The sequence below is a fragment of the Thiohalobacter sp. COW1 genome (genome assembly GCF_016629505.1).
GTDB classification, from domain to species: domain Bacteria; phylum Pseudomonadota; class Gammaproteobacteria; order Thiohalobacterales; family Thiohalobacteraceae; genus Thiohalobacter; species Thiohalobacter thiocyanaticus_A.
Genome location: NZ_AP024239.1, coordinates 2,054,235 through 2,078,792, shown reverse-complemented (window position 1 = coordinate 2,078,792; position 24,558 = coordinate 2,054,235). Strand labels below are relative to the sequence as shown.

Genomic DNA, 24,558 nt, shown 5'->3' with positions numbered 1-24,558 from the left:
GAGGTCAGTCTAATGACCGGGCACTCTATCTGTCATCCGATTCGCGTTACAATCGAGCCGCAATCATTCAAAGGAACAGGCATGAGCAGGCAACGCAAGCAACAGGGTTTCACCCTGATCGAAATCATGGTGGTGGTGGTCATCCTCGGCATCCTGGCCGCAGTGGTGGTGCCGCGGATCATGAGCCGCCCGGACGAGGCGCGCATCGTCAAGGCGCGGGCGGATATCCAGGCGCTGGAATCGGCGCTGAACCTCTACCGGCTGGACAACTATACCTATCCGACCACCGACCAGGGGCTGGAGGCGCTGGTGGAGAAACCCACCTCGCCGGAACCGCAGAACTGGAAGGAGGGGGGCTACCTCGACCGCATGCCACGCGATCCCTGGCAGCGGCCCTACCAGTACCTCAACCCCGGTCAGCACGGCGAGATCGATATCTATTCCATTGGTCCTGACGGCCGCCCCAACACCGACGACGATATCGGCAACTGGGATCTTGAATAGCTCCTCTCCTGCTGCGCGTCACACGGCCGGCTTCACCCTGTTCGAACTGCTGGTGGTGCTGGCCATCGTCGGTATCCTGGTCACTGCCGTGACCCTGTCCGTCGGCGGCGACCGCCGCGGCGATGCCCTGGCGCGGGAGAGCCAGCGCTTTGCCGCCCTGGTGCGGCTGGCTGCCGAACAGGCCGTGCTGCGCAGCGAGGAATGGGCGGTACAGGTCGAGCCCGACCGCTATCGCTTTCTGCGCCTGGACGAGACGCTCGGCCGGGAACCCGAGTGGATCCCGATCGAGGACGATGCCCTGTTCCGGACCCGCGAACTGGAGGCGGGCACCCGCCTGGAACTCGAATTGGAGGGTCGGGAGATGACCCTGGTCGATGCCGAGGACGAAGCCGGTATCAAGCCCACGCTGTTGCTGCTGTCCAGCGGCGAGGTGAGTCCCTTCGTGGCCGGGTTCGAGGCCCGCGATACCGACAGTCGGTTCCGGGTCACCAGTAATCTGCTCGGCGAGTTGGAGTGGGAACGGGTGGAGGAGTGAGGCGTGAGGCGTGAGGAGACCCCCCGGCTGACGGCGGCCATTCGCCCCTTGCCCGCCGCCCGCTTACCCGTCATCCCGGCGCAGGCCGGGATCCAGATACCGCCGCGGCCACTGGATCCCGGCCTGCGCCGGGATGACGGAAACGGATGCGCAGGTCGGGTTGGCCCGTCAGGGCGTAACCCGACGGGAACCGCAGTGCCTGTCGGGTTACGCTGCGCTGCCCCGACCTGCCCTGGCTCGCCTCACGCCTCACGCCTCACGCCTCACGCCCACCGCGGCTTCACCCTGATGGAATTGCTGGTCGCGCTGCTGGTGATCAGCCTGGGCATGCTGGCCGCGGTCAAGGCCGGCGGCAGCTACGCCGGCAATCTCGACTACCTGCAGCAGCGCACCTATGCCCACTGGGTGGCGCGCAATGTACTCAACGAACTGCGTCTGACCGAACGCAGCGCCGGCAGCCGCCGGCGCCAGGACGAGACCCGCTTCGCCGAACTCGACTGGCACTGGGAGGTCGAGTTCGAGGACACGCCCGATCCCGACCTGGTGCGAGCCGAGATCCGGGTCTGGCGCGGACGCGACGACGACGGCGAGCCGCTGGCGCTGCTGACAGGGTTCATGGAGCGGCCGTGAGGAGTGAGGCGTGAGGCGTGAGGAGAAAACCGGGGCGGCAGCCACACTTACCTTACCCGTCATCCCCGCGCAGGCGGGGATCCAGACACCGCAGCGGCCACTGGATCCCCGCCTGCGCGGGGATGACGGATGTCGTGTTGGTCGGGTCAGCCCGTCAGGGCGTAACCCGACGGGAGCCGCCGTGCGTGTCGGGTTACGCTGCGCCAACCCGACCTGCCCTGGCTCTCCTCGCGCCTCACGCCTCACGCCTCACGCCATACGCGGCTTCACCCTGCTGGAAATGCTGGTCGCCGTGGCCATCTTCGCCATCCTGGCCATGGTGGCTCACAGCGGCCTCAACAGCGTGTTGCTGACCCAGGCCCGGGTCGAGGAGAGTGCCCGCGCGCTCACCGAACTGCAACAGGCCTACCGCTGGCTGCAGCGCGATCTGGAGCAGGTGGTCGCGCGGCCGGTCCGCGATGAACTGGGCGGGGAGCAACTGGCCCTGCAGGCCGGCAGCCGCTATGGGGTGATGCTGACGCTGACCCGCGGCGGCTGGCGCAATCCCGCCGGCCAGGATCGCAGCACCCTGATGCGGGTGGCCTACCGGCTGGATGACGAGACCCTGGTCCGCCATCAGTGGCTGGTGCTGGACCGGGCCCAGGACAGCGAGCCGCTGGATCGGGAGCTGCTGGACGGCGTGGAAGCGCTGGAGTTGCGCTGGCTGGACGCCGACGGCGACTGGCAGCCGCAGTGGCCGCCGCCCAACGTCCTGGAAGAGGCCGGCCTGCCGCGTGCCGCCGAGGTCATTCTGCGCCTGACCGGCCGCGGCGAACTGCGCTGGCTGTTCCGGCTGCCGGGATAGATGGATGATTTGATAACCCTGTTTGCCAGGGAGCCATACGCAAACAACAACGGATGGGAGTGGATGTAGGTTGGGTCAGGTGCGTAGCAGCGTAATCCAACAGGCCGCGGGCTGTCGGGTTACGCTGCGCTAACCCGACCTACGCGCTGACAAACATGTCTTCCGACGGAATGTATCCTATGCAGCGACAGCGCGGTATCGCCCTGATCACGGCCATCCTGCTGGTGAGCATCGCCACCATCACGGCCGTGACCCTGGCCGCGCGTCAGCAGTACGACCTGCGCCGCAGCGCCAACCTGCTCGACGGCGATCAGGCCTATGCCTACGCCGAGGGGGTGGAGACCTGGGCGCGCCTGATCCTGGCCCGCGACGCCGGGGACAACCAGACCGATCACCTGCGCGAAGCCTGGGCCACGCAGCTGGCGCCGGTGCCGGTGCCGGGCGGACAGATCAATGGCCGCATCCGCGATGCCCAGGGACGGTTCAATCTCAACAACCTGGTGACCGATGCCGGCGCCGAGAACCCGCTGGCGGTGGAGCGCTACCGGCGCCTGCTGGCGCTGCTGCAGCTGGCGCCGGAACTGGCCGACAGTCTGCTGGACTGGCTGGATGCCGATATCGATCTGCGCCTGAACGGCGCGGAGGACAACGAATACCTGCTGGAGAGCCCGCCCTACCGCGCCGCCAACCGCCGGCTGACCGCGGTCAGCGAGTTGTACTACGTCCGGGGTTATGACGCCGAGGCCGTACGGCGCCTGCAGCCCTTCGTCACCGCCCTGCCGCAGGCCACCGCGCTCAACGTCAACACGGTCGCGGTCCCGGAGCAGGAGCCGCGGCCCTTCGTGCTGCTGCAGATGCTGGTCGAGGACATGAGCGAGAGCGAGGCCCGGCAGCTGGTCACGGCACGCGGCGAGGACGGCTACGAATCGGTCGATGCCTTCGCCCAGGAGCCGGCCCTGGCCGGGCGCGCCCCGCAGCTGGATAATCTCACCGTGAGCAGCCAGTACTTCGTGGTCGAGGCCGAGGTCGACATCGGCACCGCCCGCAGCCGCCTGTTCAGCCTGCTGCGCCGGGACGGTGAGCAGCTGACCACGCTGCAACGCACCCGGGGTACGCAGTGAATGCCCGTTTTGCCAAGGTACGGCGTTTCGGTTACTGTCTTCGCCAGCGGATGCCATAAAACGATAACCATGCCTGAAACCCTGCTGATACGCCTCTCCGACGCCTCCGACGAAACGGTCGAATACGCCGTGATCGGTGCTGACGGCAAGCCGCTGACCCAGGTCCAGCGCGGGACGCCCGCCAGCCTCCTGGCCCAGGCCGCCGGCCGCCGGGTGGTGCTCGCGGTGCCGGGCACGGACGTGTCCCTGTTCCGGGTCGAGGTGCCCACCGACAACCGCCAGCGCATGCGCCGGGCGGTGCCCTATGCGCTGGAGGAACAACTGGCCGACGACGTCGACAGCCTGCACTTTGCCGTCGGCAGCCGCGGCGAAGACGGCCGGGTTGGCGTGGCCGTGGCCGCGCGCGAGCGGATGGCGCAGTGGCGGGACTGGTGCGACGGCGCCGGACTGGAGCCGGCGGCCTGGTATGCCGAGACCCAGCTGCTGGTGCCCGCCGCCGATGCCTGGACGGGACTGATCGATGCCGCGGCCGACCGGCTGCTGCTGCGCGGCCCGGACGGCGCGGGCTATGCCGTCGACCGGGACATCTGGCCGGCGCTGGCGGCCCGGCTGGGCGAGCCGCGCCGGCTGCGCTGGCTGACCACCGGCAGCGGGGACGCCGAACTGCCCGGCGGGGAAGGGCTGGAACCCGAAACCGGCGCCTGGGCCCAGACGCCGCTGGAGCACCTGGCCGGCGGCCTGGCGCAGGCCGGCCTGATCAACCTGTGCCAGGGCGACTACAGTCGCCAGCAGCAACTCGGACGCCTGCTGCGGCCCTGGCGCGCCGCCGCCGGACTGGTGCTGGCGGCCCTGGTGCTGGCCCTGGTCGGCAAGACGGTGCAGCTGCAGCGGCTGGAGGCGCGCCAGAGCGAACTCACCGCGCAGATCGAGCAACTCTACCGCGACACCTTTCCCCAGGCCCGGCGGGTGGTCAATGCCCGCCACCAGATGGAGCAGCAGCTGCTGGCCCTGCGCCGGGCCCAGGGTCAGGATGCGCTGGACTTCCTCGGCCTGCTGGCCAGCGCGGGCGAGGTGTTCAGTGCCGCCGAGGGGGTGCAGCTGCAGGGCGTGAGCTACCGCGACGGCCAGCTAGACGTGCAACTCACCGCCAGCGATCTGCAGAGCCTGGACAGGCTCAAGCAGCAGCTGGCGGCCGGCGGTCGGCTGCAGGTCGAGATCCAGTCCGCCACTGCCGGCGGCCAGCGCCGGGTCGAGGGCCGGCTGCGCATCGCCGGGGTACGCACATGAAGGCCTGGTTTCTGAGCCTGGCGCCGCGCGAGCGGGCGATCGTGGCCGCCGGCGCCGCGGTCCTGCTGCTGCTGGTACTGTGGCTGTGGCTGTGGGAACCGCTGGCCCAGCGGGTGGAGGAACTGGAGCAGGGCGTGGCCGTACAGGAAGAGGACCTGGCCTGGATGCAGCAGGCTGCCGCCGAGATTACACAGCTGCGCCGCAGCGGCGGCGCGGGCGGCGCGGGCGGTCTGCAGGGCCGCTCGCTGCTGACGGTGGTCGATCAGGCCACGCGGACGGCAGGATTGAACACCGGCCTCAAGCGCATCGAGCCCGAAGGTCAGGCCCGGGTGCGGGTGCAGTTCGAACAGATCGCCTTCGATGACTTCATGCGCTGGCTGGACGGCCTGCAGCGCCAGTACGGCGTCTTCACCCAGACCATCACCATCGAGCGCGAGGAGGCGCCGGGCCGGGTCAATATCCGGCTCACCCTGGACGCCCCGGCATGAGGTTGAAGCCCTGGCTGAAATGGCTGGCTGCCGGCGCTGCCCTCTATCTTCTGCTGCTGTTCCTGACCCTGCCGGCGTCCCGGCTGACCGGACATCTGACGGCCCGGCTGGCTGAACTGCCCCAGGCCCCGGCACTGCGGCTGCAGGGGGTGAGCGGCCCCTGGTGGCAGGGCCGGGTCGAGCGGTTGCAGCTGGACGGGTTCGTCCTGGGTCCGCTGCAATGGCGCTGGCGGCCGAGCGCGCTGCTGCGGGGCCGCTTCGGCCTGACCCTGGAACTGGACGCCGCCAGTGTGCCCGCCGGGCGGGGGCGGCTGGCCGTCGGCCCCGGCGGTACCCTCTACATCGACGCCCTCGATCTGGAACTGACCGCCGCGGAGTTGCTGCAGCGGTTGCCCGCCCTGCCGGTCCCGGTGCAGGCCAGCGGACGGCTGAGCCTGGAACTGACGCGCGCGGTGGTGGGTCCGGACGGTCTGCCGCGCGAACTCCAGGGGCAGCTGCAATGGCGCGAGGCCGGACTGCAGAGTCCGCTCGCCGTGCGGCTGGAGCACCTGGTCGCCGAACTGGCCAGCGAGGAGGCCGGACTGGTGGCGCGGCTGTCGGACCGCGGCGGCGACCTGGACCTGGGCGGCGAGGCCCGCCTGGACCCGGCCAGCGGCCGCTACCGGCTGGATCTGCAACTGCGCGCGCGCGACAATCCCGAACTGCGCGACAGCCTGGCGCTCATGGGCCGGCCCGATGCCCGCGGTTATCACAATCTGCGCCAGAGCGGCCGGCTGCCACTGCCCTGATCGGCATGGTTACGATGGGTTGGCGCTGCCGCGCCTCCACCCATCCTACAGGCAGCGTAGGATGGGTGAAGCGAAGCGTAACCCATCGTTGCCCGGCATTGCGATGGGTTGCGGCGCGCCGCGCCTCCACCCATCCTACGCGAGGCGGGTTCGAATCCATGGTGCGCACCTTGTCGTGTAGGATGGGTGAAGCGAAGCGTAACCCATCGTTGCCCGGCATTGCGATGGGTTGCGGCGCGCCGCGCCTCCACCCATCCTACGCGAGGCGGGTTCGAATCCATGGTGCGCACCTTGTCGTGTAGGATGGGTGAAGCGCAGCGTAACCCATCGTTGCCCGGGATTGCGATGGGTTGCGGCGCTGCGCGCCTCCACCCATCCTACGCGAGGCGGGTTCGAATCCATGGTGCGCACCTCGTCGTGTAGGATGGGTGAAGCGCAGCGTAACCCATCGTTGCCCGGCATCGCGATGGGTTGCGGCGCGCCGCGCCTCCACCCATCCTACGCGAAGAGTCTGGAGCCATGACACGTACCCCGGCACCCCGCCACATCGAGATCACCCCCGAGAACAAATGCGGCTTCTGCCCCGGCAGCAAGTGCTGCACCTACATCACCCAGAAGATCCCGGGGCCGCGCTCCATGGCCGACTTCGACCACCTGTTGTGGCAGCTCGCCCATCGCGGCGTGCAGGCCTACCGCGACAGCGACGGCTGGTATCTGCTCATTACCCACCCCTGCAACTTCCTGCAGCCGGACGGACGCTGCGGCATCTATGCCACCCGCCCGCAGCTGTGCCGGGACTACACCAACGACTTCTGCGAATTCGACCAGCCGGCCGAGGAGGGATTCGATCTGTATTTCCCGGACTACGCGTCGCTGGATGCCTACTGCAGGAAGCGGTTCAGGCGCTGGGATGAGCGGTTCGGGTGAGTGAGGAGTGGCGGCCCATATTCTGTTTCAGCCGTCATCCCCGCGCAGGCGGGGGATCCAGCTAGCGCTGCGGCCACTGGATCCCGGCCTGCGCCGGGATGACGGAGGCAACGGAATCGTAGGTCGGGTTAGCCCGTCAGGGCGTAACCCGACGTGGATCGCGGTATATGTCGGGTTACGCTGCGCTAACCCGACCTACACCCTTCTGAACCCAACGACCGGATCAGTTCATCGAACCCGTCGATGGCCTCGAACTCCCCGGTATCGCGTTCGGGCCCGCGGGTGTCGGGGCGCTTCACCGCCCGCAGGTGCTCGATGCCGTAGTCACGGGCCGAGCGCAGCACCGGCAGGCTGTCGTCGATGAGCAGGGCAGCGTCTTCCCGGTAGGGCACCCGGTCCTTGAGCCAGTCCCAGAAACGGCGGTCCTCCTTGGGGCGGCCGAAATCGTGCGAGCAGATCTGGCGGTCGAAATGTCCGCCCAGTGCGGTCTCCTGCAGCTTGAGTTCCAGTGCCATGTGGTGGGCGTTGGTCACCAGCACGATCTCCTTGCCGTGGGCGCGGGCCAGGTCGAGGAAATCGGTGACATGCGGATGGATGGCGATCAGTTCCCGGATCTCGCGTTTGAGTTCGGCGATATCCAGATCCAGCTGCTCGGTCCAGTAGTTGACGCAGTACCACTGCATGGTGCCTTCCATGGCGCGGAAGCGCGGATACAGCCGGGCCTTGGCCTCGTCCGGGGCCAGGCCGTGGCGTTCGGCGTAGCGCAGCGGTACGTGCTCCAGCCAGAAATGGTTGTCGAAGTGCAGGTCCAGCAGGGTGCCGTCCATGTCCAGCAGCAGGGTCTGTATGCGGTTCCAGGGCAGCATGGTGCGTCTCGCTCGGGTCGCGGCGGTGGGGCCGGGGGTGTAGAATGCGAATGATAATATCAAGGGTCTTCTGTTGCACGGTGGCTGGGAAGCCTGGCTACACCGTCATTCCCGCGAAGGCGGGAATCTATAGCCCTTAAACCACTGGATTCCCGCCTTCGCGGGAATGACGAAATAAAAAAGGAGAATGCGGCGCGCCCGGTCGGGCGCGTCGTCCCTGAGAGATTGCCGCGGCGCTATGCGCCTCGCAATGACAACCCATTATGTCACACGACCCCGAAATCCTGAACGTACGCTCCGTGGCCCGTTCCCGCCTGTTCGAGATCGAGGCGCTGGACCTGCGCTTCGGCAACGGCGAGCAACGCACCTTCGAGCGCCTGCAGGCCGCGGCGTCGGGGGCAGTGCTGATCGTGCCCCTGATCGACGCCGACAGCTTCTGGCTGATCCGGGAGTATGCCGCCGGCACCGAGCGCTACGAACTGGGCTTTCCCAAGGGTCGGATCGAGCCGGGCGAGGACCCGCTGGCCGCCGCCAACCGCGAACTGCGTGAGGAGCTCGGCCTGGCCGCGCGCCGGCTGGAACCGGTCACACGCCTGTCGCTGGCGCCGGGCTATTTCGGGCATATGACCGAGGTGGTGCTGGCCGGCGAACTGCATCCGGATGCGCTGGAGGGCGACGAACCCGAGCCGCTGGAACTGGTGCGCTGGCGTTTCGATGACCTGGCGGCGCTGCTGGCCCGCGATGACTTTACCGAGGCGCGCAGTATCGCCGCGCTGTTTCTGATACGTGAGAGGTTCAAGCATGAGTGATTCCGTCGATCCCCGCTCCCTGCTGGCGCAGGTCAAGGATCTGGCCCGCGAGGCCGGTGCCCGCATCCTGGAGGTCTACGACACCGATTTCGATGTCGAGTCCAAGGAGGACAACTCCCCCCTGACCGCCGCCGACATGGCCTCGCACACGGCCATCATCAACGGGCTGCGCGCGCTCACCCCGGAGATCCCGGTGCTGTCGGAGGAATCCGCCGACGTGCCCTATGACGAGCGGTGCCAGTGGGACTGGTACTGGCTGATCGATCCGCTGGACGGCACCAAGGAGTTCATCAAACGCAACGGCGAGTTCACCGTCAATATCGCCCTGATCCACGGCGGCCGGCCGGTGCTGGGCGTGGTCTATGTGCCGGTGAAGGAGTGGCTCTACACCGGCTGCGAGGGCGAGGGCGCGACCAAGCAGGTCGGCGACGCGCCCGCCGAGCCGATCCGGGTGCGTCCGCTGCAGGATGGGCCGGTGCGGGTGGTCGGTTCGCGCTCGCATCGCGGCGACAGCCTGGAGGCCTTTCTGCACAAGCTCGGCGAGCACGAGATCGTCAGCATGGGCAGTTCGCTCAAGCTGTGCCTGGTCGCCGAGGGCGAGGCCGACATCTACCCGCGTCTGGGCCCGACCTCGGAGTGGGACACCGCCGCGGCCCAGTGCGTGGTCGAGCAGGCCGGCGGCCGGGTCACGGACCTGGAAATGCAGGAACTGCGCTACAACCAGAAGGAGTCGGTGCTCAATCCCTTCTTTCTGGTGATCGCGGACGACAGCCGGGACTGGGCGCAGTATCTGGAGTGAGGTGCGGGGTACTGGGGACCTTTGAATTTACCCCGTCATCCCCGCGCAGGCGGGGATCCAGTGGCCACGGCGGCTTATGGATTACTCGCTGCGCTCGCCCTTCGGGCCGCCCTGTGGGCGTTCAACGCGCTTCGCGCTTTTGTCCCGCCTGCGCGGGAATGACGGAGGTAGAGCGTAGGATGGGTGAAGCGCAGCGTAACCCATCGTGGTCGGCACATGATGGGTTGCGGCGCACGCGCCTCCACCCATCCTACGTGCTGAGTCTTTTCACCAGTCCATGCAGCAGCAGGATCCCCACCGCCGCCCCCACCCCATCGGCCAGCACGTCCAGCACATCCGGCTCGCGCCCGGGCACAAAGCTCTGGTGCCACTCGTCGCTGATCCCGTACAGCACCGCCAGCCCCAGCGCCAGCCAGCGCGCCTGCGCGGCATAGCCGGCCGGACCCGGCCGGAACAGCGCCAGATACAGCCCGCCCAGCACCGCGTAGACGATGGCGTGGAACAGCTTGTCCTGGCCGGGGAACAGCATGGGGGCGTCGATGGCCGGCTGGTCGGAGAGCAGATACAGCACCCCCATCCAGACCAGGGCCAGCACCAGGCTGAGCAGGCGCACGGCAGGGTGGCCGGCCAGGCGGTGCAGTGAGAGCACGGATCAGGCCCGGTTGGGGCGGGCGGCCGGGTCGGCGCGCAGCTGCGGCGGCAGCAGGTCGACCAGCTTGGCGACCAGGCGCTGGGCGAACTGGGGGTCGCGCCCGTCCAGGCTGGCCTGGGTCTGCTGGCAGTCGTTGAACAGCACCGGGATGTTCCACTCGGTGATGAGATCGCAGATCTCGGCGGTGCAGTCCTCGGCCGCCTCGCTGATGTCGATCAGCAGGATGTCCACGTGATAGGGATTGAGTTCGGGGGATTGGCTGTCCTGCAGGCCGAATTCGCCCACCACCCGGATATTGTAGGGTTCGATCAGCCGCCGCAGGTGGCGGCGCAGCACGGCCGACTCGCCGACGATGGCGACCCGGAACGGCCGGGTCTGAACCAGGGCCGGGTCGATATCCGGATCGCTGTCAGACACTGTCCGGGCGGGCGGCTGTGCGGGCTCCGCCGCAGTGGTCGTGGCGGGCGGCCCTGCCGGGACCGCCGCCGGAGGAAGCGTCTGCCCGGCGACCGGCGGCGTTTCCGGCCGGGCCGGCTCCGGGACCGGCTGGTCGGTACGCGCCGCGCCCGGCGGCGGGGCCGGGAACAGGCCGCCGGCCTGCTTCTCGCGCACCACCTCGTTCATCAGGTCGGCGTCGATGCGCTCACGCTGCTCGGCGTAGCCGTAGACCAGGGCGGTGTCGCACAGCAGGTTGACCAGCCGCGGCACGCCGCCGCTGAAGCGGTGGGCGATTTCGGCGGCGGCCTCGGTGAACAGTTCCGGATCGCCGCCGGCGGCCTCCAGCCGGTGGCGGATCAGATCGCGGGTCTCCTCCGCCGTCAGCGGGGTGAGGTGATAGTCCACCGTGATGCGCTGGGCGAACTGCACCAGGTCGGGCCGGCGCAGGGTGTCGCGCAGCTCCTCCTGGCCCACCAGCACCACCTGCAGCACCTGGTCCTTGTCGGCGTTGACGTTGGAGAGCATGCGCAGTTCCTCCAACGTCTCCGGGGCCATGTTCTGGGCCTCGTCGACGATCAGCACGGTGCGCCGGTTGCGGGCGTATTCCTGGATCATGAAATCGACGAAGGCCTGGTACAGCTCCACCTTGCCCTTGTCGCGGTAGTCCAGGTTGAACGCCAGCAGGATCCACTGCAGCAGTTCGCCGAAGGAGCGATGGGTGTTGGAGATCAGGCCGACCGTGATGTCCTGCTCCAGGTTGTTGAGCAGGTGACGGATCAGGGTGGTCTTGCCGGTGCCGATGCCGCCGCTGACCACGGTGAAGCCGGCCTGGTTGGCCAGGCCGTATTCCAGCATGGCCAGGGCCATGCGGTGCTTCTTGCTCAGGTAGAGAAAGCTCGGGTCCGGCAGCAGCGAGAAGGGTTTCTCGCGGAATCCGTAGTGGGCTTCGTACATAGATCAGTCCGTCATTGCGAGGCGCAACCCATCATGGGTTATCCGCCATGTGATGGGTTACGGCGCTGCGCGCCTGCACCCATCCTACAACACCCGGATCGTGCGTAGGATGGGTGGAGCAAAGCGCAACCCATCGCGTGTCAGCCCGCGGCTTCGCTCTTGTTCAGCACAGTACCGAGGATGTTGGTGTTCTCCAGCAGTTCGACCGCGCGCTGCGCTTCCTGCTGCTGGGTCTTGCCGTCCTCCAGCACCAGCAGGGCGGCGTCCACATAGGGCGCGAAGGCCAGGGCGTCGGCCGCGGTCAGCACCGGCGGCAGATCGAACACCACAATGCGTTCCGGATAGCGGGTCTTGAGTTCCTCCACCAGCTGGATCATGCGCGGCGAGTTCAACAGTTCGGCCGAGTTCTGCACCGGCCGGCCGCCGGGCAGCAGCACCACATGCTCCAGGCCCTCGGGATGGACCAGCAGGTCGGCCAGATCGACCTCATCCAGCAGGTATTCGCTCAGGCCCTGGGCCGCGCCGATACCCAGGTAGTCATGGATCGACGGCTGGCGCAGGTTGGCGTCGACCAGCAGGACCGTGTGGTGGATCTCCAGGGCGATGCTGGCGGCCAGGTTGATGGCGGTGACCGTCTTGCCCTCGCCGTCCGACGGGCTGGTCACGGCCAGTACGTTCCAGTTGTTCTCGCGCAGCCGCTGCAGCACCTGGGTGCGCAGGATCTTGAAGGCGTCGGCATACTCGCCGCTCGGGTAGGCGGGCAGGATACGGTGCTTTTTCATGGCGATATTCGAGGCCCTGGTCGTCCGGGTCTGGGTGTAGCTGATGTCCTTGGTCGAGGCGGCCTTGGCCACGGCCCGGCCCGGTGCCGCAGGGCGGTGGGCCTGGGGTTGGGTTCCGCTCTCGCGGTCCTTGCGTGCCTTTTCCAGCGCGACCTTGATGCGCTCCATATCTCAAACCTCTTTGGCAGATCGCCGGCCCGGTGGCCGGCCCCGCATTATAACCGTGATTGTATCGGCCCGATAACAGCCAGGGGCGGATGTTCAGGCTATCGGGCAGCGGGAAGAAAAACTTTAGTAATAATAAGTGATTAATTGATAGCCACGGAAAACACGGAAAGCACGGACATACAAAAAAATGGAAAGCTGGGTTTGTCTCTATTCCGTCATTCCCGCCTTCGCGGGAATGACGGTAAGGTAATAATCGGAGTTTGATTACTCGTTGACGTTTCCGTGTTTTCCTTGGCTATCCCATCCATTACCCAATGAAATCCATCCCGGTCATGTCGCCGGCCTTGCGCAGGATGCGGAACCAGAGTACATCCAGCGGCGACATGAAGAAGTGCACTGCGAGGACGGCGATCAGCACTGCGACTGCCGTCCCGCCCAGCACCTTCCACTTGCGGTTGCGGCGTTTGCGTGTCTCGCCCTCGGTGCGCTGGTAGGGGATGGCGGCCAGCGGCATCACCTGCAGGGTGTTGGCCACGCCCCTGGCGCCGCGGATGGTGTGATCCAGGCTCTCGGCGACGGCGGCCAGGCCGAAGCCCGAGCCCAGCGCCAGCACGAAGCTGAGGAAGACGATGGCCGGACGGTTGGGGGAGACCGGCTCCTCGGGCAGGGCGGCGGGGTCGATCAGGGTGAAACGCTCGCCCTTGGACTCGGATTCCAGCTGCTGGGCGACCTGGGCCTGCATCTCCTTGGCGGTGATCTCCTGGTACTTGGCCACCGCGTTCTGCAGTTCACGCTGCATGGCGCGGTATTCGCGCTCCACCTCGGGCGCGGCGGCCAGGCGCTGCTCGTATTTCTTCAGGTCGGCCTCCAGCTGCAGTTTCTTCGCTTCCTGGGCGCGGATGTCGTTCAGGGTGGATTCCAGCTGCGACTGCAGGGTGACATAGGCCGGGTTATCCGGGGCCCGCTGAGCGGGCGGGGTTTCCGGGGTCTGCGCAATCTGCGCGTTGAGTTCGTCCACTGTTTTCTGCAGCTTGACCACGTCCGGGTGCTCGGGGGCGTACTTCTCCCGCAGAGACGCGAGCTCGGTCTGCAGCCGGTCGCGCTCCTCCAGCAGGGAGGCGCGGTCCGGGCCCAGGCCGGTTTCCTGTTCCAGACTCTCGATCTCGCGCTGCAGGCGGCGCACGTCCGGGTGGTCGGGCGAGTAGCGCGCGCTCAGGGCGAAGTACTGGGTGCGCAGGGCCTTGAGCCGGGCAGCGGGATTCATCTCCACGTTCTGGCCGTGCGGTTCGATCTGGCCCAGCTGGCCCTCCAGATAGAACTTGCGGTCCTCCAGGGCACTGATCTGGTTGTCGACATCGTCGAGCTGGCGCTCGGTGCGGTCCATCAGCTGGGTGGTCAGCTGTGCCTGCTCGGGCAGTGAATGCAGGTGCTGTTCCTTGAAGGCCGAGAGTTCGGATTCCAGGCTGCCGATCCGGCGCTTGAGCCGGTTGGCCTCGCCGCTGAGGAAGGCCAGCGACTGGGCAGCCTGGCTGGTGCGCTCCTTGAGGTTCTCGTTCAGGTACAGGTTGGTCAACTCGCTGGCGACCTTCTGTACCTGGTCCGGATTCTCGCCCTTGAACGACAGTTCGAAGGCGATGGTGGCCGGCATGGGGCGGCCGGTGCGGGGGTCGATGACCTCGGCGCTGATCGTCTCCACGCCGATGTCCTCGCGCATGGATGCCAGGACTTCCTCGGTGGTCTGGCGTTCGAGTTCATCCCGGTAGAGACCGTACTTCTCGATCAGTTCCATCAGGTTGGCGCGGGTCATGACCCGCTGGCTGATCATCTGAATGCGCTGGGCGGCGTAACTGGTCACTGTGGACTGGACCAGTTCGCGCGGCACCTCCTGCTCCTCGATCAGGATGGTGGCGGAGGACTCATAGGTCGGTGGCCAGACCAGGGCGATGATCACGCCCAGGGTGAAGATCACCAGGAAGGTCGCCGCAATGGCACTGCGGCGGCGCTTGAAGGCGCTGAGATAATCGCTGAGGTCTTTGGTGTTCTCTTCCATCTTCACATCTCTAGGTTGTACTCGTCATCGCGTTGCCTCCTTTCCCGTCATTCCCGCGAAGGCGGGAATCCATGGTTCGGAGATCTTGATGCATGCAGTCTCGTAGGTCGGATTAGCCCGGAGGGCGTAATCCGACACTGGTCGCTGAATCCGTCGGGTTACGCTGCGCTAACCCGACCTACGGCTGCGCCGCCGGAGATTGCCACGGCGCTATGCGCCTCGCAATGACGGTTTGATTGGAGGCCTTATCGCGACACCGCCATCTTCGGCCATTGGTAGCTCAGGCTCAGGGTTGCGGCATTGCTGGTGGCATCCTGGCCGGTATTCTCGCGACTCTGCTCGGTATAGCGGTAGCTGGCACGGAAACTCCAGTCACGGGTGAGCCGCCAGCGCAGGCCGGGGGTAACCCGGATGAAGGACTGGTCCAGCCGCAGATCGTTGTCGCTGGAGTCCTCCGAGCGGGTCCATTGTACCCTGATATCGGCCTGGAGCCGCTCGCTGAAGCGATGCTCGAAGACGGCCACGAGGCTGTCGGTGACGGTGGTCCCGGAGAAGGCGTTGGGCTGGACGCTGCGATTGGCACTCAGGGTCAGGCGGCCGCGCTCCAGGTCGTAGCCGGCGTTGAAGTTACCGACGAAGCCGGTGGAACCGGAGTCCCGGGTGAAGGTGGTCTGCACCAGGTCGCTGGTCGCGCCGGTGCTGCGATCAATACAGGGTGCGCCGGTGAACAGGAATTCGAAGAAATCGGTGCGGTCGAAGCCGGCCGGGCACACGAAGGCTCCCTGGCGCAGGGTGGTCTCGGTGCGCCGCGCGCCCACCGAGCCGCCCAGGCTGATGCGTTCGGAGTACTGGTGCTCGAAGCCCAGGGTGAGCTGCTGGTTGTCGCTCTCGATGGTGTTGTCGTCGCGCTCGAAGCGGCTGGCGCCGGCGGCGAGGATGATCCGGGTCTGGGGCGTGAAATTACGGGCCGCGCTCAGGTTGAGGCTGTAGTTGCGGTAGTCGCCGAGCCCAGTACGGACGTTCTCGTCATCATAGTTGACATCCGTTAGGCCGATATTAGCGCTGAGTTGGGTCTTCTCGTCCAAGGAATACAGCCAGCCCGGCGTCAGGGTCGCGCGGGTGCGGTCGATGCGGTCGAAGACGATGCCGGTCTCCTCCAGCAGGCTGTCCAGGGTGGTGTCCTTGATCAGGTTGAAGTCCAGGCTGACCCGCTGGCGCGGACTCAGGTTGTAGAAGGAGAGGAGGTCAAAGCGGCCGTCGGTGGTGTCCAGACCGTCCTCGTCAAAGCGCCGCTCGGTGACCTCGAGCGCACCGGTCAGTTCGCTGCGGGCGGTGCGGCGCGAGAAATCCGCCCAGGCGCGCAGGGCGCCCTCGTGGACGTCGACCTCATCCTGCCGCTGCAGGCGCAGGTTGTCGTCGTACCGGTAACGGCCTTCCACGCCGGGCTCGAAGGCCCATTCAGCGGCGGACAGTGGCAGGGCGGCAGCGCCCAGCAGAAGCAGCAGGGTGAGGCGTTGTTTCATCCATCCAGGCCCTAGTCAGGGTTCAAAAAACCATCGGCCGGCCGGCGCGGGAACTGCAGCTGGGCGCCAGTAGAACTCCAGGGAATCTCTGAACAATTTCCTTCCGTCATCCCGGCGAAGGCCGGGATCCAGTCGAATCAGACCCATGGATGCCGGCCTTCGCCGGCATGACGGGTCGATCAGAAATCCCGTAACTATATAATATTTATAGTAAGTCTTTGGCCGATGCCATTATTGTTATGCAGTTGGGAATTCTACAGAAAAACCGCCCCGGAAGGGAATGCCAGGACCGTGTCATCCGATATTTATTCCCGCTCCCCTGGTGGGAGCACCCAAGGGGCATAAAGGGTCAGAGGGGGCGGGGAGAAGCAGAACCTCTACGGCACCACCACCACATCCCCCGGCTGCAGTACGATGTTCTGTTCCAGGTTCTCACCTTTCTCGATCTCACCGTACTCGAACGGGATGGCACGCAACTCGCCGCCCTGACGGCGCAGGATCCTGATCTTGTTGGCCGCGGCGTAGGTGCCCATGCCGCCGGCCATGGACAGGGCCTGCATCACGTCCACGTTGCGGGTGACCGGAAAGGCGCCCGGGCGGTTGACCTTGCCGATGACGTAGACCGTGTTGCCCCGCAGTTCGCCCACGTCCACGCTGACCACCGGATCAGGGATGTACTTCTCCAGCCGGGCCTCGATCTGCGCGCGCAGACCGGAGACCGGTTGGCCCGCTCCGGCAAGCTCGCCGACCAGAGGAAAGCTGATCATCCCGTCCGGCCGGACAATGACCTCGCGCTGCAGATCCTCCTCCTTCCAGACTGTGATGCGCAGGATGTCGCCGGGCTGGATCAGATAGGCCTCGGCGGGCGGCTCGTCGGCGTGCAGGTGGAAACTGGTCAGCAGCAGGAAGACGCTGAGAAGGGATTTGACGCTTCGCATTGTTACAGGCCCCGGTTTATAAATGATGGTATGGATTCTTGCCCTTCACGAACTATTTTTCAAGGCTGATTCCTGATGGAAGCCGGGTGGCGGATCAAAATGTAATCCTGCCCGGCGCGGGCAGGCGCCGTGAATGGGTATTGCTGTAGTCCTTGTATATCATGGAAGGCTCGTTCAGGAGGTCAGGCGTCGCCATGCGGCAACACCAGAACAAAATCATCTCGCCCTGGGTGCTCGTCGCAGGCATAAGCGCCGTATCGCTTGTCCTTACCCTGATGGAAGAGAATCTGGGTGAACTGTTCCGGTATGAGCGGAAGGCGGTCCTGCAGGGTGAGATATGGCGCCTGATCAGCGGACATCTTGTGCATGCCAATCTGGCGCACTGGTTGATGAATATGGCGGCATTGGCAGTGATGGGCCTGCTCTTCCCGACGGTTTTGCATGGGGGGCGGGCGGCAATGCTTCTGTTCTCGCTCTGCCTGATGACTGCCCTGGGACTCATGGTGTTGTTTCCGCAGCTGGAGTGGTTTGTCGGACTCTCCGGAGTGCTGCATGGATTATTTGCCGTTGGTGCACTTCAGGTGATGTCGGTTGAGAGCAAAAGAGGCTGGGTGCTGCTCGGGTTGTTGATATTCAAGTTGACCTATGAACAGTTCGGTGCCGGCCTCCCGGCCTCGCAATCCCTGGTGGGTATGCGGGTGATATCCGAGGCGCATCTGGTTGGTGCCGTAGGGGGGATGATTTACTGGTTGGTCAGCCGGTTTTTTCGGGGGCAAAAAAACAACGGCCCCTGAAGCGGGGCCGTTGCTGTATACGAGGGTCCTTGTGGCCTCTCAGGTGCGCCTGCGGGCGGCCAGCGCCAGGCCCAGCAGGCCGAGCAGCGACCACAGTCCGGTTGCGGCGCCACCACCGAAAGACGGATCCTCGATGTCAGGCGGGGTCAGCGTACGCTCGTCCGTGCTGGGGGTCGAGGTGCCGCCTCCCTCCGTGCCGGTTGTCGCCATCACATTGAAGTTGGCGTTGAAGTTGGGGAAGGGTCCGTCGATCATGCCGGCGCCGTTGAAACCGTCACCGTCCCAGTCGATGGAGGTGAAGGTCCAGACATTGGTGTCATCGCCGGACCAGGCGTCGGTGGTTGTCTGTGCGCCGGTGAACATCGGTGAAGGCCCGAACTGGCCTGCTTCCCAGACATCGATGACGTCAATGTTGGTGCTGGCGCCCCAGTCGAACAGCATGTGGGCCATGACCTGTCCCGGATTGACCGTGACGGTATAGGAGGCGCCGACGCCGCAGTCCGGGCTGCCGGCCGGGCAGTCGGTGAAGATGGTGTAGGTGCCAGGGCCATAGAGCATGACGTCGTGCGCGTCCCAGGTGATGCCAAAGAACGGTTGATCGGAACTGAGGGTGGCGTTCGGCGCGGCGGTGGCGACGCTGGTGTTCAGCGTGCCGTCCCAGGTGAATGCCACGTCGTTGGTGCCGCCGACCACCGCGCCGGTGCCGTCCAGCATGGTGAAGTTGTTGCCGCCAGTGGCAGCGACAACCATGACATTGAAGTTGGCATTGAAGTTGGGGAAGGGGCCGTCGATCATACCCGAGCCGTTGAAGCCGTCGCCATCCCAGTCAATGGAGGTGAAGGTCCAGATATTGGCGTCATCACCGGACCAGGCGTCGGTGGTTGTCTGTGCGCCGGTGAACATCGGCGAAGGGCCGAACTGACCGACTTCCCAGACGTTGATCACGTCGATATTGGTGCTGGCGCCCCAGTCGAACAGCATGTGGGCCATGACCTGTCCCGGATTGACCGTGACGGTATAGGAGGCGCCAATGCCGCAGTCCGGGCTGCCGGCCGGGCAGTCGGTGAAGATGGTGTAGGTGCCGGGCCCGTAGACCATGACGTCGTGCGCGTCCCAGGTGATGCCGAAAAACGGTTGATCCGAACTGAGAGTGGCGTTCGGCGCCGCGGTGGCGACACTGGTGTTCAGCGTGCCGTCCCAGGTGAATTCCACGTCATTGGTGCCGCCGACAACGGCGCCCGTGCCGTCCAGCATGGTGAAGTTGTTGCCCGTGCTGGCCGATGCCTGCGTTGCGGTGAATGCCAGGCCGCACAGGGCGGCTGCCAGCACTGGCCGCAACTTCGATGCGAGTGAGTTGATGCCGATCATGGGGGACTCCTCCGAATGAATTCTTATGGCGATATATGAGAATAATTAGAGTTTGTAGCCAATGGTCACGCCCAGGCTGTTCTGGTACATGCTGGCGGCCGCGTCACCCGCGACGGCCCCGGCCGGGAATGCGGCCTTGCCTTTAATGGTATTTTTATAGGCATGCATGTAATTGGCGGAGATCTCCAGATTGGGGTTGGAAACCGGCCGGTATGACAGCCCGAAGGTTACGTGATGTTCCACGGTTGCCGGTGCCAGGGTGTTGAAGAGGATCTCGTTTTCCTGGATCGGACTCTCGGCATAATTGTAGCCGACGCGGAAGGTCCACTGGCTGTTATAATCATAGGAAATGCCCAGCTTGTAGACCGTCTGGTTCTCCCAGCCGAAGCCCCAGCCGTATTTGCCGCCGAGTTGGCACTCGGGGGCGGTGTTGATCTGGGTGTTCGGACAGAGGGGGTTGAAGCTGTTGACAGTGTCGTTGACGTTGGGGCCGGGGTTGCCGATGGAACGGATGGAGTTCCACTCGATGCGCTGCACGTCGAAGGCGACGGTCAGTTTGTCGGTCGGCATTACCGCAATGCCCAGGGCGTAGTTTTCGGGAATATCGAAATCCCCTCCCTCCGCGAACAGGCCCTCATAGTCCTTGAACTTGGTCATGTAGACCCGGGAGGAATAATTGAGTCCGACATTCACCCGCTCATCGAAGAACTTGCCCAGCCAGCCCAGACGGAAGCCGGCGCCATAGGACCAGTCGTTGCCGTTATTGGAGAGTTTGTCCGGCTCGCTGCTGAAATTGCGCAACGCGCCCGCACCGATGCCGTAGGCGCGGAAGGTCTGTACTGCAAGTGCAACGGAGGCACCGAGGTAGTGGTTCCTGCTCACCTTGTAGGCGACGCTCGGCAGCATCTGCATCTGCATCAGAGAGACGCCGACGGTGCTGAACCGGTCCGGGCTCGCGTCGCAGGCGATGTTGAAGTAGTTGCCCACCGGAGAAGCGGCGTTACAACTCTGGTCGTAGCGCGTGCCCAGCCCGGCACCTACGGCGGCCATGCCTACGGTGATGTCGCGGTTGAATTTGAAGGCGCCGCCCATGGCGGGGATCAGATAGAGGTTGGCTCCGCTCTTGAGACTTTCGAAATTGTTGGTGTCCGGATCGCGGGTACTGATCGGCGTGGCCTCGACGCGCACGGCCCGCGGCGGATTGAAGAATTCGCCGGCGGCATCCACGCGCATGACGTTCATGGGGATCTCGGCCATGGCGGCAGGATTGGAGGCGGCAGCCAGACCATCCTGAGGCAGGGCAACACCTACACCACCCATGGCACGTGATTTGCTGCCGTAGCCGATCAGAAACATGCCGTTGGTTGCGAACGCGGCCGGTGGCGCAACGATCCCTGCTGCCAGGGCGACGGCCAGAGTCCTTTTGCAGAACAATTTCATGGTGAGCTCCTCCGAAATTGTTGTTTTGATAATCTGTTGTTTGGTGGTTATTCGTCGTGGGCTGTTAAACAAACCGGCTGGTATGTTAGTCTTCTGCGGTTTTTGTCAGGTGATCAGCCCAAGACCGGAAATCATCCTGTCTGCGGGATGGGTTGTCAACCACATCCCGAAGTGTAATCCTTGGCGGACAGCGATAATAAATACATGCTTATTCCAGGCTGCATAGCCATGAGTGCCGGGCGTGGATTCGAGTTGTTTGATCAAGATTTTCTATTCCGCAAAAATAATATTTATAGAAGGGTGGGCGTTTTCTGCGTGCAGCCCGCCCGGCCCGGTTTGCAGATAACAAGATCCGATAATCCCGCCTGACAGCACTCGTAACCAATCGCAGGTCCAGATCCGGTGGCAAAGAAAGATATTCTGTTCCGTTCCAGGCTCAAGAAGGCGCGGAGCCTGCTGGAGTCCGGCCAGTTGGAAGCGGCGGAATCCGCGCTGTCCCGACTCGTGCATGCCTATCCCAGGAACGCCGAGTTGTGGCTGCTGCGCGGCGTACTGGAAGGGAAGCGGCGCAATCCGGTCGCGGCGGCTGATCACCTGAGCAAGGCGGCGGAACTGCAGCCCGAGAACAGCGCGATTCAGTACAACTATGGCATCGCGTTGAGAGACTCCGGCAATTACGAGCATGCCATAACCACCTTCAACAGGGCCGTTGAACTCAACCCCGGCCATGATGAGGCCTGGGACTGCCTGGCGCATGCATATATTGCTTCCGGGGATCTGGATCGCGCCATCGACACTTTCAAGATAATCATCCAGCGGGCCCCGTACAAGGCCGAAGCGCAGTCCAACCTCGGGAGTGTTTATCAGGCCCAGGGCAGGCTGTCGGAGGCAGAGGAATGTTATCGTCAGGCCTTGTCCTGCAAGCCCGACCTTGAGATCGCAGACAACCTGGGTTCGGTCCTGGTCTCGCAGGGGCGGTTCGAGGAGGCGCTGGATGTTTATCGAAATGGGTTTCAGCGTCAGACCGGGAAACGGAAGGTGCTGTCGAATCTGCTGCTGACGCTGAATTATCTCCCTGGCCTGGATCAGGCAGAGGTGTTGGAAGAGCACAAGCAGCTGAACCCTCTGTTTTCCCGGATGCATAGATATAGCAATGAGTTGGATGTCAGTGATGCATCCGATCGCATCCGGGTTGGTTATATATCCCCCGATCTGCGCGAACACTCGGTAGCCTATTTCATCGAGCCGCTGCTGGAACGCCATGATCGTGATCGTTTCGAGGTGTGGGTCTACTCGGTCACAGCGAGGACGGATGCAACAACGCAACGGCTCAGGTCGCTGGCAGAGCACTGGGTGGATGTCTCCGCACTGACATTCGAACAGACGGCAGAGATTATCCATCAGAATAAGACCGACATCCTGGTCGATCTTGCCGGACACACCGCATGTAACAGTCTGCCGGTGCTGGCCTGCAAACCGGCGCCGGTCCAGCTGACCTGGCTGGGTTATCCGAACACCACGGGGTTGGAGGAAATCGACTACCGGCTGGTGGATGCGCTGACGGATCCGCCGGGTCAGGAGGACTATTACACCGAGCAGCTCATCCGAATGCCGGGATGCTTTCTGTGCTATCGGCCACCGGAGGATGCGCCAGCACCATCGCCGCTGCCCGCGACGGGAAATCAGGGCGTTACCTTCGGTTCATTCAACAATCTGGCGAAGATCAACGACGGGGTGATTGCCCTGTGGGCGCAGCTGCTGGAGCGAGTGCCGGACAGCCGCCTGCTGATCAAGAACCCTTCGCTGACGGATGAGAATACCCGCATACGCTACATGAACCGGTTCAAAGACGCCGGCGCAGACGAGGCGCGCATTACCCTCATGGGCCACACGCCGACGCGGCAACAGCATCTGGAACTCTACGGACAGGTCGATATTGCGCTGGATACCTTCCCTTACAACGGTACCACCACCACCTGTGAGGCCCTGTGGATGGGGGTGCCTGTCATCACCCTGGCCGGAGACCGGCATGCGGCGCGGGTGGGCGCGAGTCTGCTGCAGGCGCTGGGGCATCCCGAGTGGGTGACGGATACGCATGATCTGTACATCGAGGCGGCGGCGGATCTCGTCTCCGATCTGACCAGGCTGGGGTCGATACGAGAGTCGCTGCGCGATGAAATGGCCGCGTCCCCATTGTGCGATGCCGGGGGTTTTGCCGGCAAGGTGGAAAAAGTCTACCTTGATATCCGGAGGCACGGCAGCGGCTGAGATAAGTTGGTCAGGGGGCCTCTGATTCATCCGTCATTGCGAGGAGCGAAGCGACGCGGCAATCTCTAACTGACTGATTCTACCGTGCGAGGTTGCTTCGCTGCACTCGCAATGACGGATCATTCTATCGTTCTCTGGTTGAATCCAGGGTTCCAGAGAGGGGGGTAACCATGGCGAAGAATAATAACGTACCAGCAGGTGCGACCGGGGTGCGCATGCAGATGTATGTCGGCCAGGCGCTGGCGGGCTGCGGCCTGCTGCTGGCGGTTGCCGTTCAGGCGAGATTCCTGGCCAGCGTCTTTGACCATGAGATCATCCTGCTGGCCATCGGCGCGGCCCTGTTCGGTGCCGACGGGCGGTTGTGTAATGTTGCTGCGCAATTGTCGGATTGCCGAGGCAACCGAGAACGATGTCGCCCCAAAGGCGCGATGCCGGATATGAAGCACACCCGGAATCGCGGGGGAACAGTTGAGCGGGCGCGGTGGCTGTCGCAGGGGCATTGATGGAACCCTGATTATTCCCCCGTCCGATATTCCCGCGCAGGCATGACGAATAAATCAGAGGTTCCTCAGGCGTGGTCCCGGATTATCCGGACTGGGATATATGCGTCGATAAGTTTTACGATCTGGTCCTCATGGCGAAAATCGGTGGATTATCTTTGTAACCCACTGAATATCAAGATTTCACTGGGAAGAGTATATCGGTATTTGTCCTATGTTGAATGTCGGGATGGCTTACAAAAATGGGGGTAAGTCATTGGATAGGCTGGAGGGAGTATCCGATAATGAATTGAATTTAAATAATAAAAAATCTGTGGCACAGGGGTTGCATTTGTCAGTGGGCATCCGACATATGAGTTCGGATAGGGCCGTATACAGACAACAATCTGGCCGGCCCGAAAGACTCAGGCTCGATATTGAGTGATTACCAAATCTGGAGGAGTTTCAGAATGAAAAAGACTGCAATTGCTGCTGCACTGGCCCTTGTTGCCGGTACCGCTCAGGCCGCTCCCATTGCTTGGGAAGGTGACTTCATCATGTATGATCCGACTGGTGCACAGATGGATGCTAATGGTGGTGAAGCCGGTTTGGCCGCTTACACCACCGGTGAAATCGATATGGGTGCCGGTACTTTCACGTTGGGGTCTACCGCACCGTTCAGCGGCCTGACTTGGACTGCAAGTGGTGGGACTCTCTTTGCACCCGGTACCCATACGATCAGTACTGATGACTCTGCCAGTGGTGCACTGGCCGCCTCTGGTCCTGATGCAACTTTCACTGTTGGTGCAGATCAGGTGGGCGCGAACGTGAAGTTTGCCTGGGGCGCAACTACGCACATTGATGTGATCATGGTCTGGGACGTTATTGATAACGGCGACGGCACTACCACATACTACTCTACCGACGTGGATGGCGATGGTATTCGTGGTTATGGTATGGTCGACGGACCCTTCCCTGGTTTTTCTGCCAACTTTGACATGACCACGTCCGCAGTACCGGTTCCGGCTGCTGTTTGGCTGTTCGGCTCCGGCCTGCTTGGTCTGGTGGGCGTGGCACGTCGCCGCAAGTCTGCCTGATCCGGCTAT

At 64.2% G+C, this 24,558-nt stretch carries 25 protein-coding genes; 15 read left to right on the top strand and 10 right to left on the bottom strand.

Annotated elements, in window-relative coordinates:
- The first annotated feature begins 81 nt into the window (after positions 1 to 81).
- From gspG to COW1_RS09660, 9 genes are all read left to right on the top strand, one after another.
- On the top strand, positions 82 to 504 hold the full coding sequence (gspG, locus tag COW1_RS09700) for a type II secretion system major pseudopilin GspG (protein ID WP_096367479.1): 423 nt from the start codon (positions 82 to 84) through the stop codon (positions 502 to 504).
- Positions 497 to 1,039 carry a type II secretion system minor pseudopilin GspH gene (gspH, locus tag COW1_RS09695; RefSeq protein WP_201344046.1) on the top strand — a complete coding sequence of 181 codons (543 nt, stop codon included), beginning with the start codon at positions 497 to 499 and terminating at the stop codon, positions 1,037 to 1,039. Before gspG ends, gspH begins: the two co-directional genes overlap by 8 nt.
- A gap of 3 nt (positions 1,040 to 1,042) precedes the next feature.
- Positions 1,043 to 1,669 (top strand): type II secretion system minor pseudopilin GspI, encoded by a 627-nt coding sequence (gspI, locus tag COW1_RS09690; RefSeq protein WP_370590863.1) that lies wholly within the window; start codon positions 1,043 to 1,045, stop codon positions 1,667 to 1,669.
- Between the two features lie 181 nt (positions 1,670 to 1,850).
- On the top strand, positions 1,851 to 2,513 hold the full coding sequence (gene gspJ, locus COW1_RS09685) for a type II secretion system minor pseudopilin GspJ (protein ID WP_157745322.1): 663 nt from the start codon (positions 1,851 to 1,853) through the stop codon (positions 2,511 to 2,513).
- Between the two features lie 179 nt (positions 2,514 to 2,692).
- Positions 2,693 to 3,634: a type II secretion system minor pseudopilin GspK gene (gene gspK / locus COW1_RS09680; protein WP_201344045.1), complete on the top strand. Its 942-nt coding sequence runs from the start codon at positions 2,693 to 2,695 to the stop codon at positions 3,632 to 3,634.
- A 69-nt stretch (positions 3,635 to 3,703) separates the two neighbouring features.
- On the top strand, positions 3,704 to 4,921 hold the full coding sequence (gspL, locus tag COW1_RS09675; RefSeq protein WP_201344044.1) for a type II secretion system protein GspL: 1,218 nt from the start codon (positions 3,704 to 3,706) through the stop codon (positions 4,919 to 4,921).
- Complete coding sequence (gene gspM / locus COW1_RS09670; protein ID WP_201344043.1) at positions 4,918 to 5,409, top strand: type II secretion system protein GspM; 492 nt, start codon at positions 4,918 to 4,920, stop codon at positions 5,407 to 5,409. The genes gspL and gspM overlap by 4 nt, the downstream gene beginning before the upstream one ends.
- Positions 5,406 to 6,197, top strand: a complete 792-nt coding sequence (locus tag COW1_RS09665; protein ID WP_201344042.1) for a type II secretion system protein N — start codon at positions 5,406 to 5,408, stop codon at positions 6,195 to 6,197. The genes gspM and COW1_RS09665 overlap by 4 nt, the downstream gene beginning before the upstream one ends.
- A 519-nt stretch (positions 6,198 to 6,716) precedes the next feature.
- Complete coding sequence (locus tag COW1_RS09660; RefSeq protein ID WP_201344041.1) at positions 6,717 to 7,124, top strand: YkgJ family cysteine cluster protein; 408 nt, start codon at positions 6,717 to 6,719, stop codon at positions 7,122 to 7,124.
- A gap of 185 nt (positions 7,125 to 7,309) precedes the next feature.
- Here the strand turns inward: COW1_RS09660 and yrfG are convergent, their stop codons facing one another.
- Entirely contained in the window at positions 7,310 to 7,990 is a 681-nt protein-coding gene (gene yrfG, locus COW1_RS09655; RefSeq protein WP_201344040.1) for a GMP/IMP nucleotidase, read from the bottom strand.
- Positions 7,991 to 8,253: 263 nt separating this feature from the next.
- Here yrfG and nudE point away from each other — a divergent pair, with 263 nt between their 5' ends.
- Entirely contained in the window at positions 8,254 to 8,799 is a 546-nt protein-coding gene (gene nudE / locus COW1_RS09650) for an ADP compounds hydrolase NudE (protein ID WP_096364920.1), read from the top strand.
- Entirely contained in the window at positions 8,792 to 9,598 is an 807-nt protein-coding gene (gene cysQ, locus COW1_RS09645; RefSeq protein WP_201344039.1) for a 3'(2'),5'-bisphosphate nucleotidase CysQ, read from the top strand. The genes nudE and cysQ overlap by 8 nt, the downstream gene beginning before the upstream one ends.
- Positions 9,599 to 9,848: 250 nt before the next feature.
- On the opposite strand, the gene COW1_RS09640 is transcribed toward cysQ, so the two are convergent.
- The 6 genes from COW1_RS09640 to COW1_RS09615 all read right to left on the bottom strand — a co-directional run bounded on the left by COW1_RS09640 (position 9,849) and on the right by COW1_RS09615 (position 17,103).
- Positions 9,849 to 10,247, bottom strand: a complete 399-nt coding sequence (locus COW1_RS09640) for a VanZ family protein (RefSeq protein WP_201344038.1) — start codon at positions 10,245 to 10,247, stop codon at positions 9,849 to 9,851.
- Between the two features lie 3 nt (positions 10,248 to 10,250).
- Positions 10,251 to 11,642, bottom strand: a complete 1,392-nt coding sequence (locus tag COW1_RS09635; protein WP_096364924.1) for an ExeA family protein — start codon at positions 11,640 to 11,642, stop codon at positions 10,251 to 10,253.
- Between the two features lie 140 nt (positions 11,643 to 11,782).
- On the bottom strand, positions 11,783 to 12,592 hold the full coding sequence (locus tag COW1_RS09630) for a CpsD/CapB family tyrosine-protein kinase (RefSeq protein WP_201344037.1): 810 nt from the start codon (positions 12,590 to 12,592) through the stop codon (positions 11,783 to 11,785).
- Between the two features lie 307 nt (positions 12,593 to 12,899).
- On the bottom strand, positions 12,900 to 14,642 hold the full coding sequence (locus tag COW1_RS09625) for a Wzz/FepE/Etk N-terminal domain-containing protein (RefSeq protein ID WP_201344036.1): 1,743 nt from the start codon (positions 14,640 to 14,642) through the stop codon (positions 12,900 to 12,902).
- 245 nt (positions 14,643 to 14,887) lie between these two features.
- Positions 14,888 to 16,165, bottom strand: coding sequence for a TonB-dependent receptor (locus tag COW1_RS09620; RefSeq protein ID WP_201344035.1), 1,278 nt, complete (start codon positions 16,163 to 16,165; stop codon positions 14,888 to 14,890).
- 377 nt (positions 16,166 to 16,542) lie between these two features.
- A complete protein-coding gene (locus COW1_RS09615; protein WP_201344034.1) occupies positions 16,543 to 17,103 on the bottom strand; it encodes a polysaccharide biosynthesis/export family protein in 561 nt (186 codons plus the stop codon).
- A gap of 194 nt (positions 17,104 to 17,297) precedes the next feature.
- On the opposite strand from COW1_RS09615, the gene rrtA reads away from it, so the two are divergent.
- Positions 17,298 to 17,897 carry a rhombosortase gene (gene rrtA, locus COW1_RS09610; protein WP_201344033.1) on the top strand — a complete coding sequence of 200 codons (600 nt, stop codon included), beginning with the start codon at positions 17,298 to 17,300 and terminating at the stop codon, positions 17,895 to 17,897.
- Positions 17,898 to 17,936: 39 nt separating this feature from the next.
- Here the strand turns inward: rrtA and COW1_RS09605 are convergent, their stop codons facing one another.
- The 3 genes from COW1_RS09605 to COW1_RS09595 form a co-directional block, all read right to left on the bottom strand.
- Positions 17,937 to 19,265 (bottom strand): hypothetical protein, encoded by a 1,329-nt coding sequence (locus COW1_RS09605; RefSeq protein ID WP_201344032.1) that lies wholly within the window; start codon positions 19,263 to 19,265, stop codon positions 17,937 to 17,939.
- Between the two features lie 45 nt (positions 19,266 to 19,310).
- Entirely contained in the window at positions 19,311 to 20,705 is a 1,395-nt protein-coding gene (locus COW1_RS09600; protein WP_201344031.1) for an OmpP1/FadL family transporter, read from the bottom strand.
- Between the two features lie 105 nt (positions 20,706 to 20,810).
- Positions 20,811 to 20,969, bottom strand: coding sequence for a hypothetical protein (locus COW1_RS09595; protein WP_201344030.1), 159 nt, complete (start codon positions 20,967 to 20,969; stop codon positions 20,811 to 20,813).
- A 138-nt stretch (positions 20,970 to 21,107) separates the two neighbouring features.
- On the opposite strand from COW1_RS09595, the gene COW1_RS09590 reads away from it, so the two are divergent.
- From COW1_RS09590 to COW1_RS09580, 3 genes are all read left to right on the top strand, one after another.
- A complete protein-coding gene (locus COW1_RS09590) occupies positions 21,108 to 22,973 on the top strand; it encodes a tetratricopeptide repeat protein (RefSeq protein WP_201344029.1) in 1,866 nt (621 codons plus the stop codon).
- A 170-nt stretch (positions 22,974 to 23,143) separates the two neighbouring features.
- Positions 23,144 to 23,476, top strand: a complete 333-nt coding sequence (locus COW1_RS09585; protein ID WP_201344028.1) for a hypothetical protein — start codon at positions 23,144 to 23,146, stop codon at positions 23,474 to 23,476.
- A 446-nt stretch (positions 23,477 to 23,922) separates the two neighbouring features.
- Complete coding sequence (locus COW1_RS09580) at positions 23,923 to 24,549, top strand: VPLPA-CTERM sorting domain-containing protein (RefSeq protein ID WP_201344027.1); 627 nt, start codon at positions 23,923 to 23,925, stop codon at positions 24,547 to 24,549.
- The last annotated feature ends 9 nt before the right edge of the window (positions 24,550 to 24,558 follow it).

Coding starts and splice junctions, on each gene's coding strand:
- gspG (WP_096367479.1), top strand. CDS start 82: ATGAGCAGGCAACGCAAGCAACAGGGTTTCACCCTGATCGAAATCATG.
- gspK (WP_201344045.1), top strand. CDS start 2,693: ATGCAGCGACAGCGCGGTATCGCCCTGATCACGGCCATCCTGCTGGTG.
- gspL (WP_201344044.1), top strand. CDS start 3,704: ATGCCTGAAACCCTGCTGATACGCCTCTCCGACGCCTCCGACGAAACG.
- gspM (WP_201344043.1), top strand. CDS start 4,918: ATGAAGGCCTGGTTTCTGAGCCTGGCGCCGCGCGAGCGGGCGATCGTG.
- COW1_RS09665 (WP_201344042.1), top strand. CDS start 5,406: ATGAGGTTGAAGCCCTGGCTGAAATGGCTGGCTGCCGGCGCTGCCCTC.
- COW1_RS09660 (WP_201344041.1), top strand. CDS start 6,717: ATGACACGTACCCCGGCACCCCGCCACATCGAGATCACCCCCGAGAAC.
- yrfG (WP_201344040.1), bottom strand. CDS start 7,990: ATGCTGCCCTGGAACCGCATACAGACCCTGCTGCTGGACATGGACGGC.
- nudE (WP_096364920.1), top strand. CDS start 8,254: ATGTCACACGACCCCGAAATCCTGAACGTACGCTCCGTGGCCCGTTCC.
- cysQ (WP_201344039.1), top strand. CDS start 8,792: ATGAGTGATTCCGTCGATCCCCGCTCCCTGCTGGCGCAGGTCAAGGAT.
- COW1_RS09635 (WP_096364924.1), bottom strand. CDS start 11,642: ATGTACGAAGCCCACTACGGATTCCGCGAGAAACCCTTCTCGCTGCTG.
- COW1_RS09630 (WP_201344037.1), bottom strand. CDS start 12,592: ATGGAGCGCATCAAGGTCGCGCTGGAAAAGGCACGCAAGGACCGCGAG.
- COW1_RS09625 (WP_201344036.1), bottom strand. CDS start 14,642: ATGGAAGAGAACACCAAAGACCTCAGCGATTATCTCAGCGCCTTCAAG.
- COW1_RS09620 (WP_201344035.1), bottom strand. CDS start 16,165: ATGAAACAACGCCTCACCCTGCTGCTTCTGCTGGGCGCTGCCGCCCTG.
- COW1_RS09615 (WP_201344034.1), bottom strand. CDS start 17,103: ATGCGAAGCGTCAAATCCCTTCTCAGCGTCTTCCTGCTGCTGACCAGT.
- rrtA (WP_201344033.1), top strand. CDS start 17,298: ATGCGGCAACACCAGAACAAAATCATCTCGCCCTGGGTGCTCGTCGCA.
- COW1_RS09605 (WP_201344032.1), bottom strand. CDS start 19,265: ATGATCGGCATCAACTCACTCGCATCGAAGTTGCGGCCAGTGCTGGCA.
- COW1_RS09600 (WP_201344031.1), bottom strand. CDS start 20,705: ATGAAATTGTTCTGCAAAAGGACTCTGGCCGTCGCCCTGGCAGCAGGG.
- COW1_RS09585 (WP_201344028.1), top strand. CDS start 23,144: ATGGCGAAGAATAATAACGTACCAGCAGGTGCGACCGGGGTGCGCATG.
- COW1_RS09580 (WP_201344027.1), top strand. CDS start 23,923: ATGAAAAAGACTGCAATTGCTGCTGCACTGGCCCTTGTTGCCGGTACC.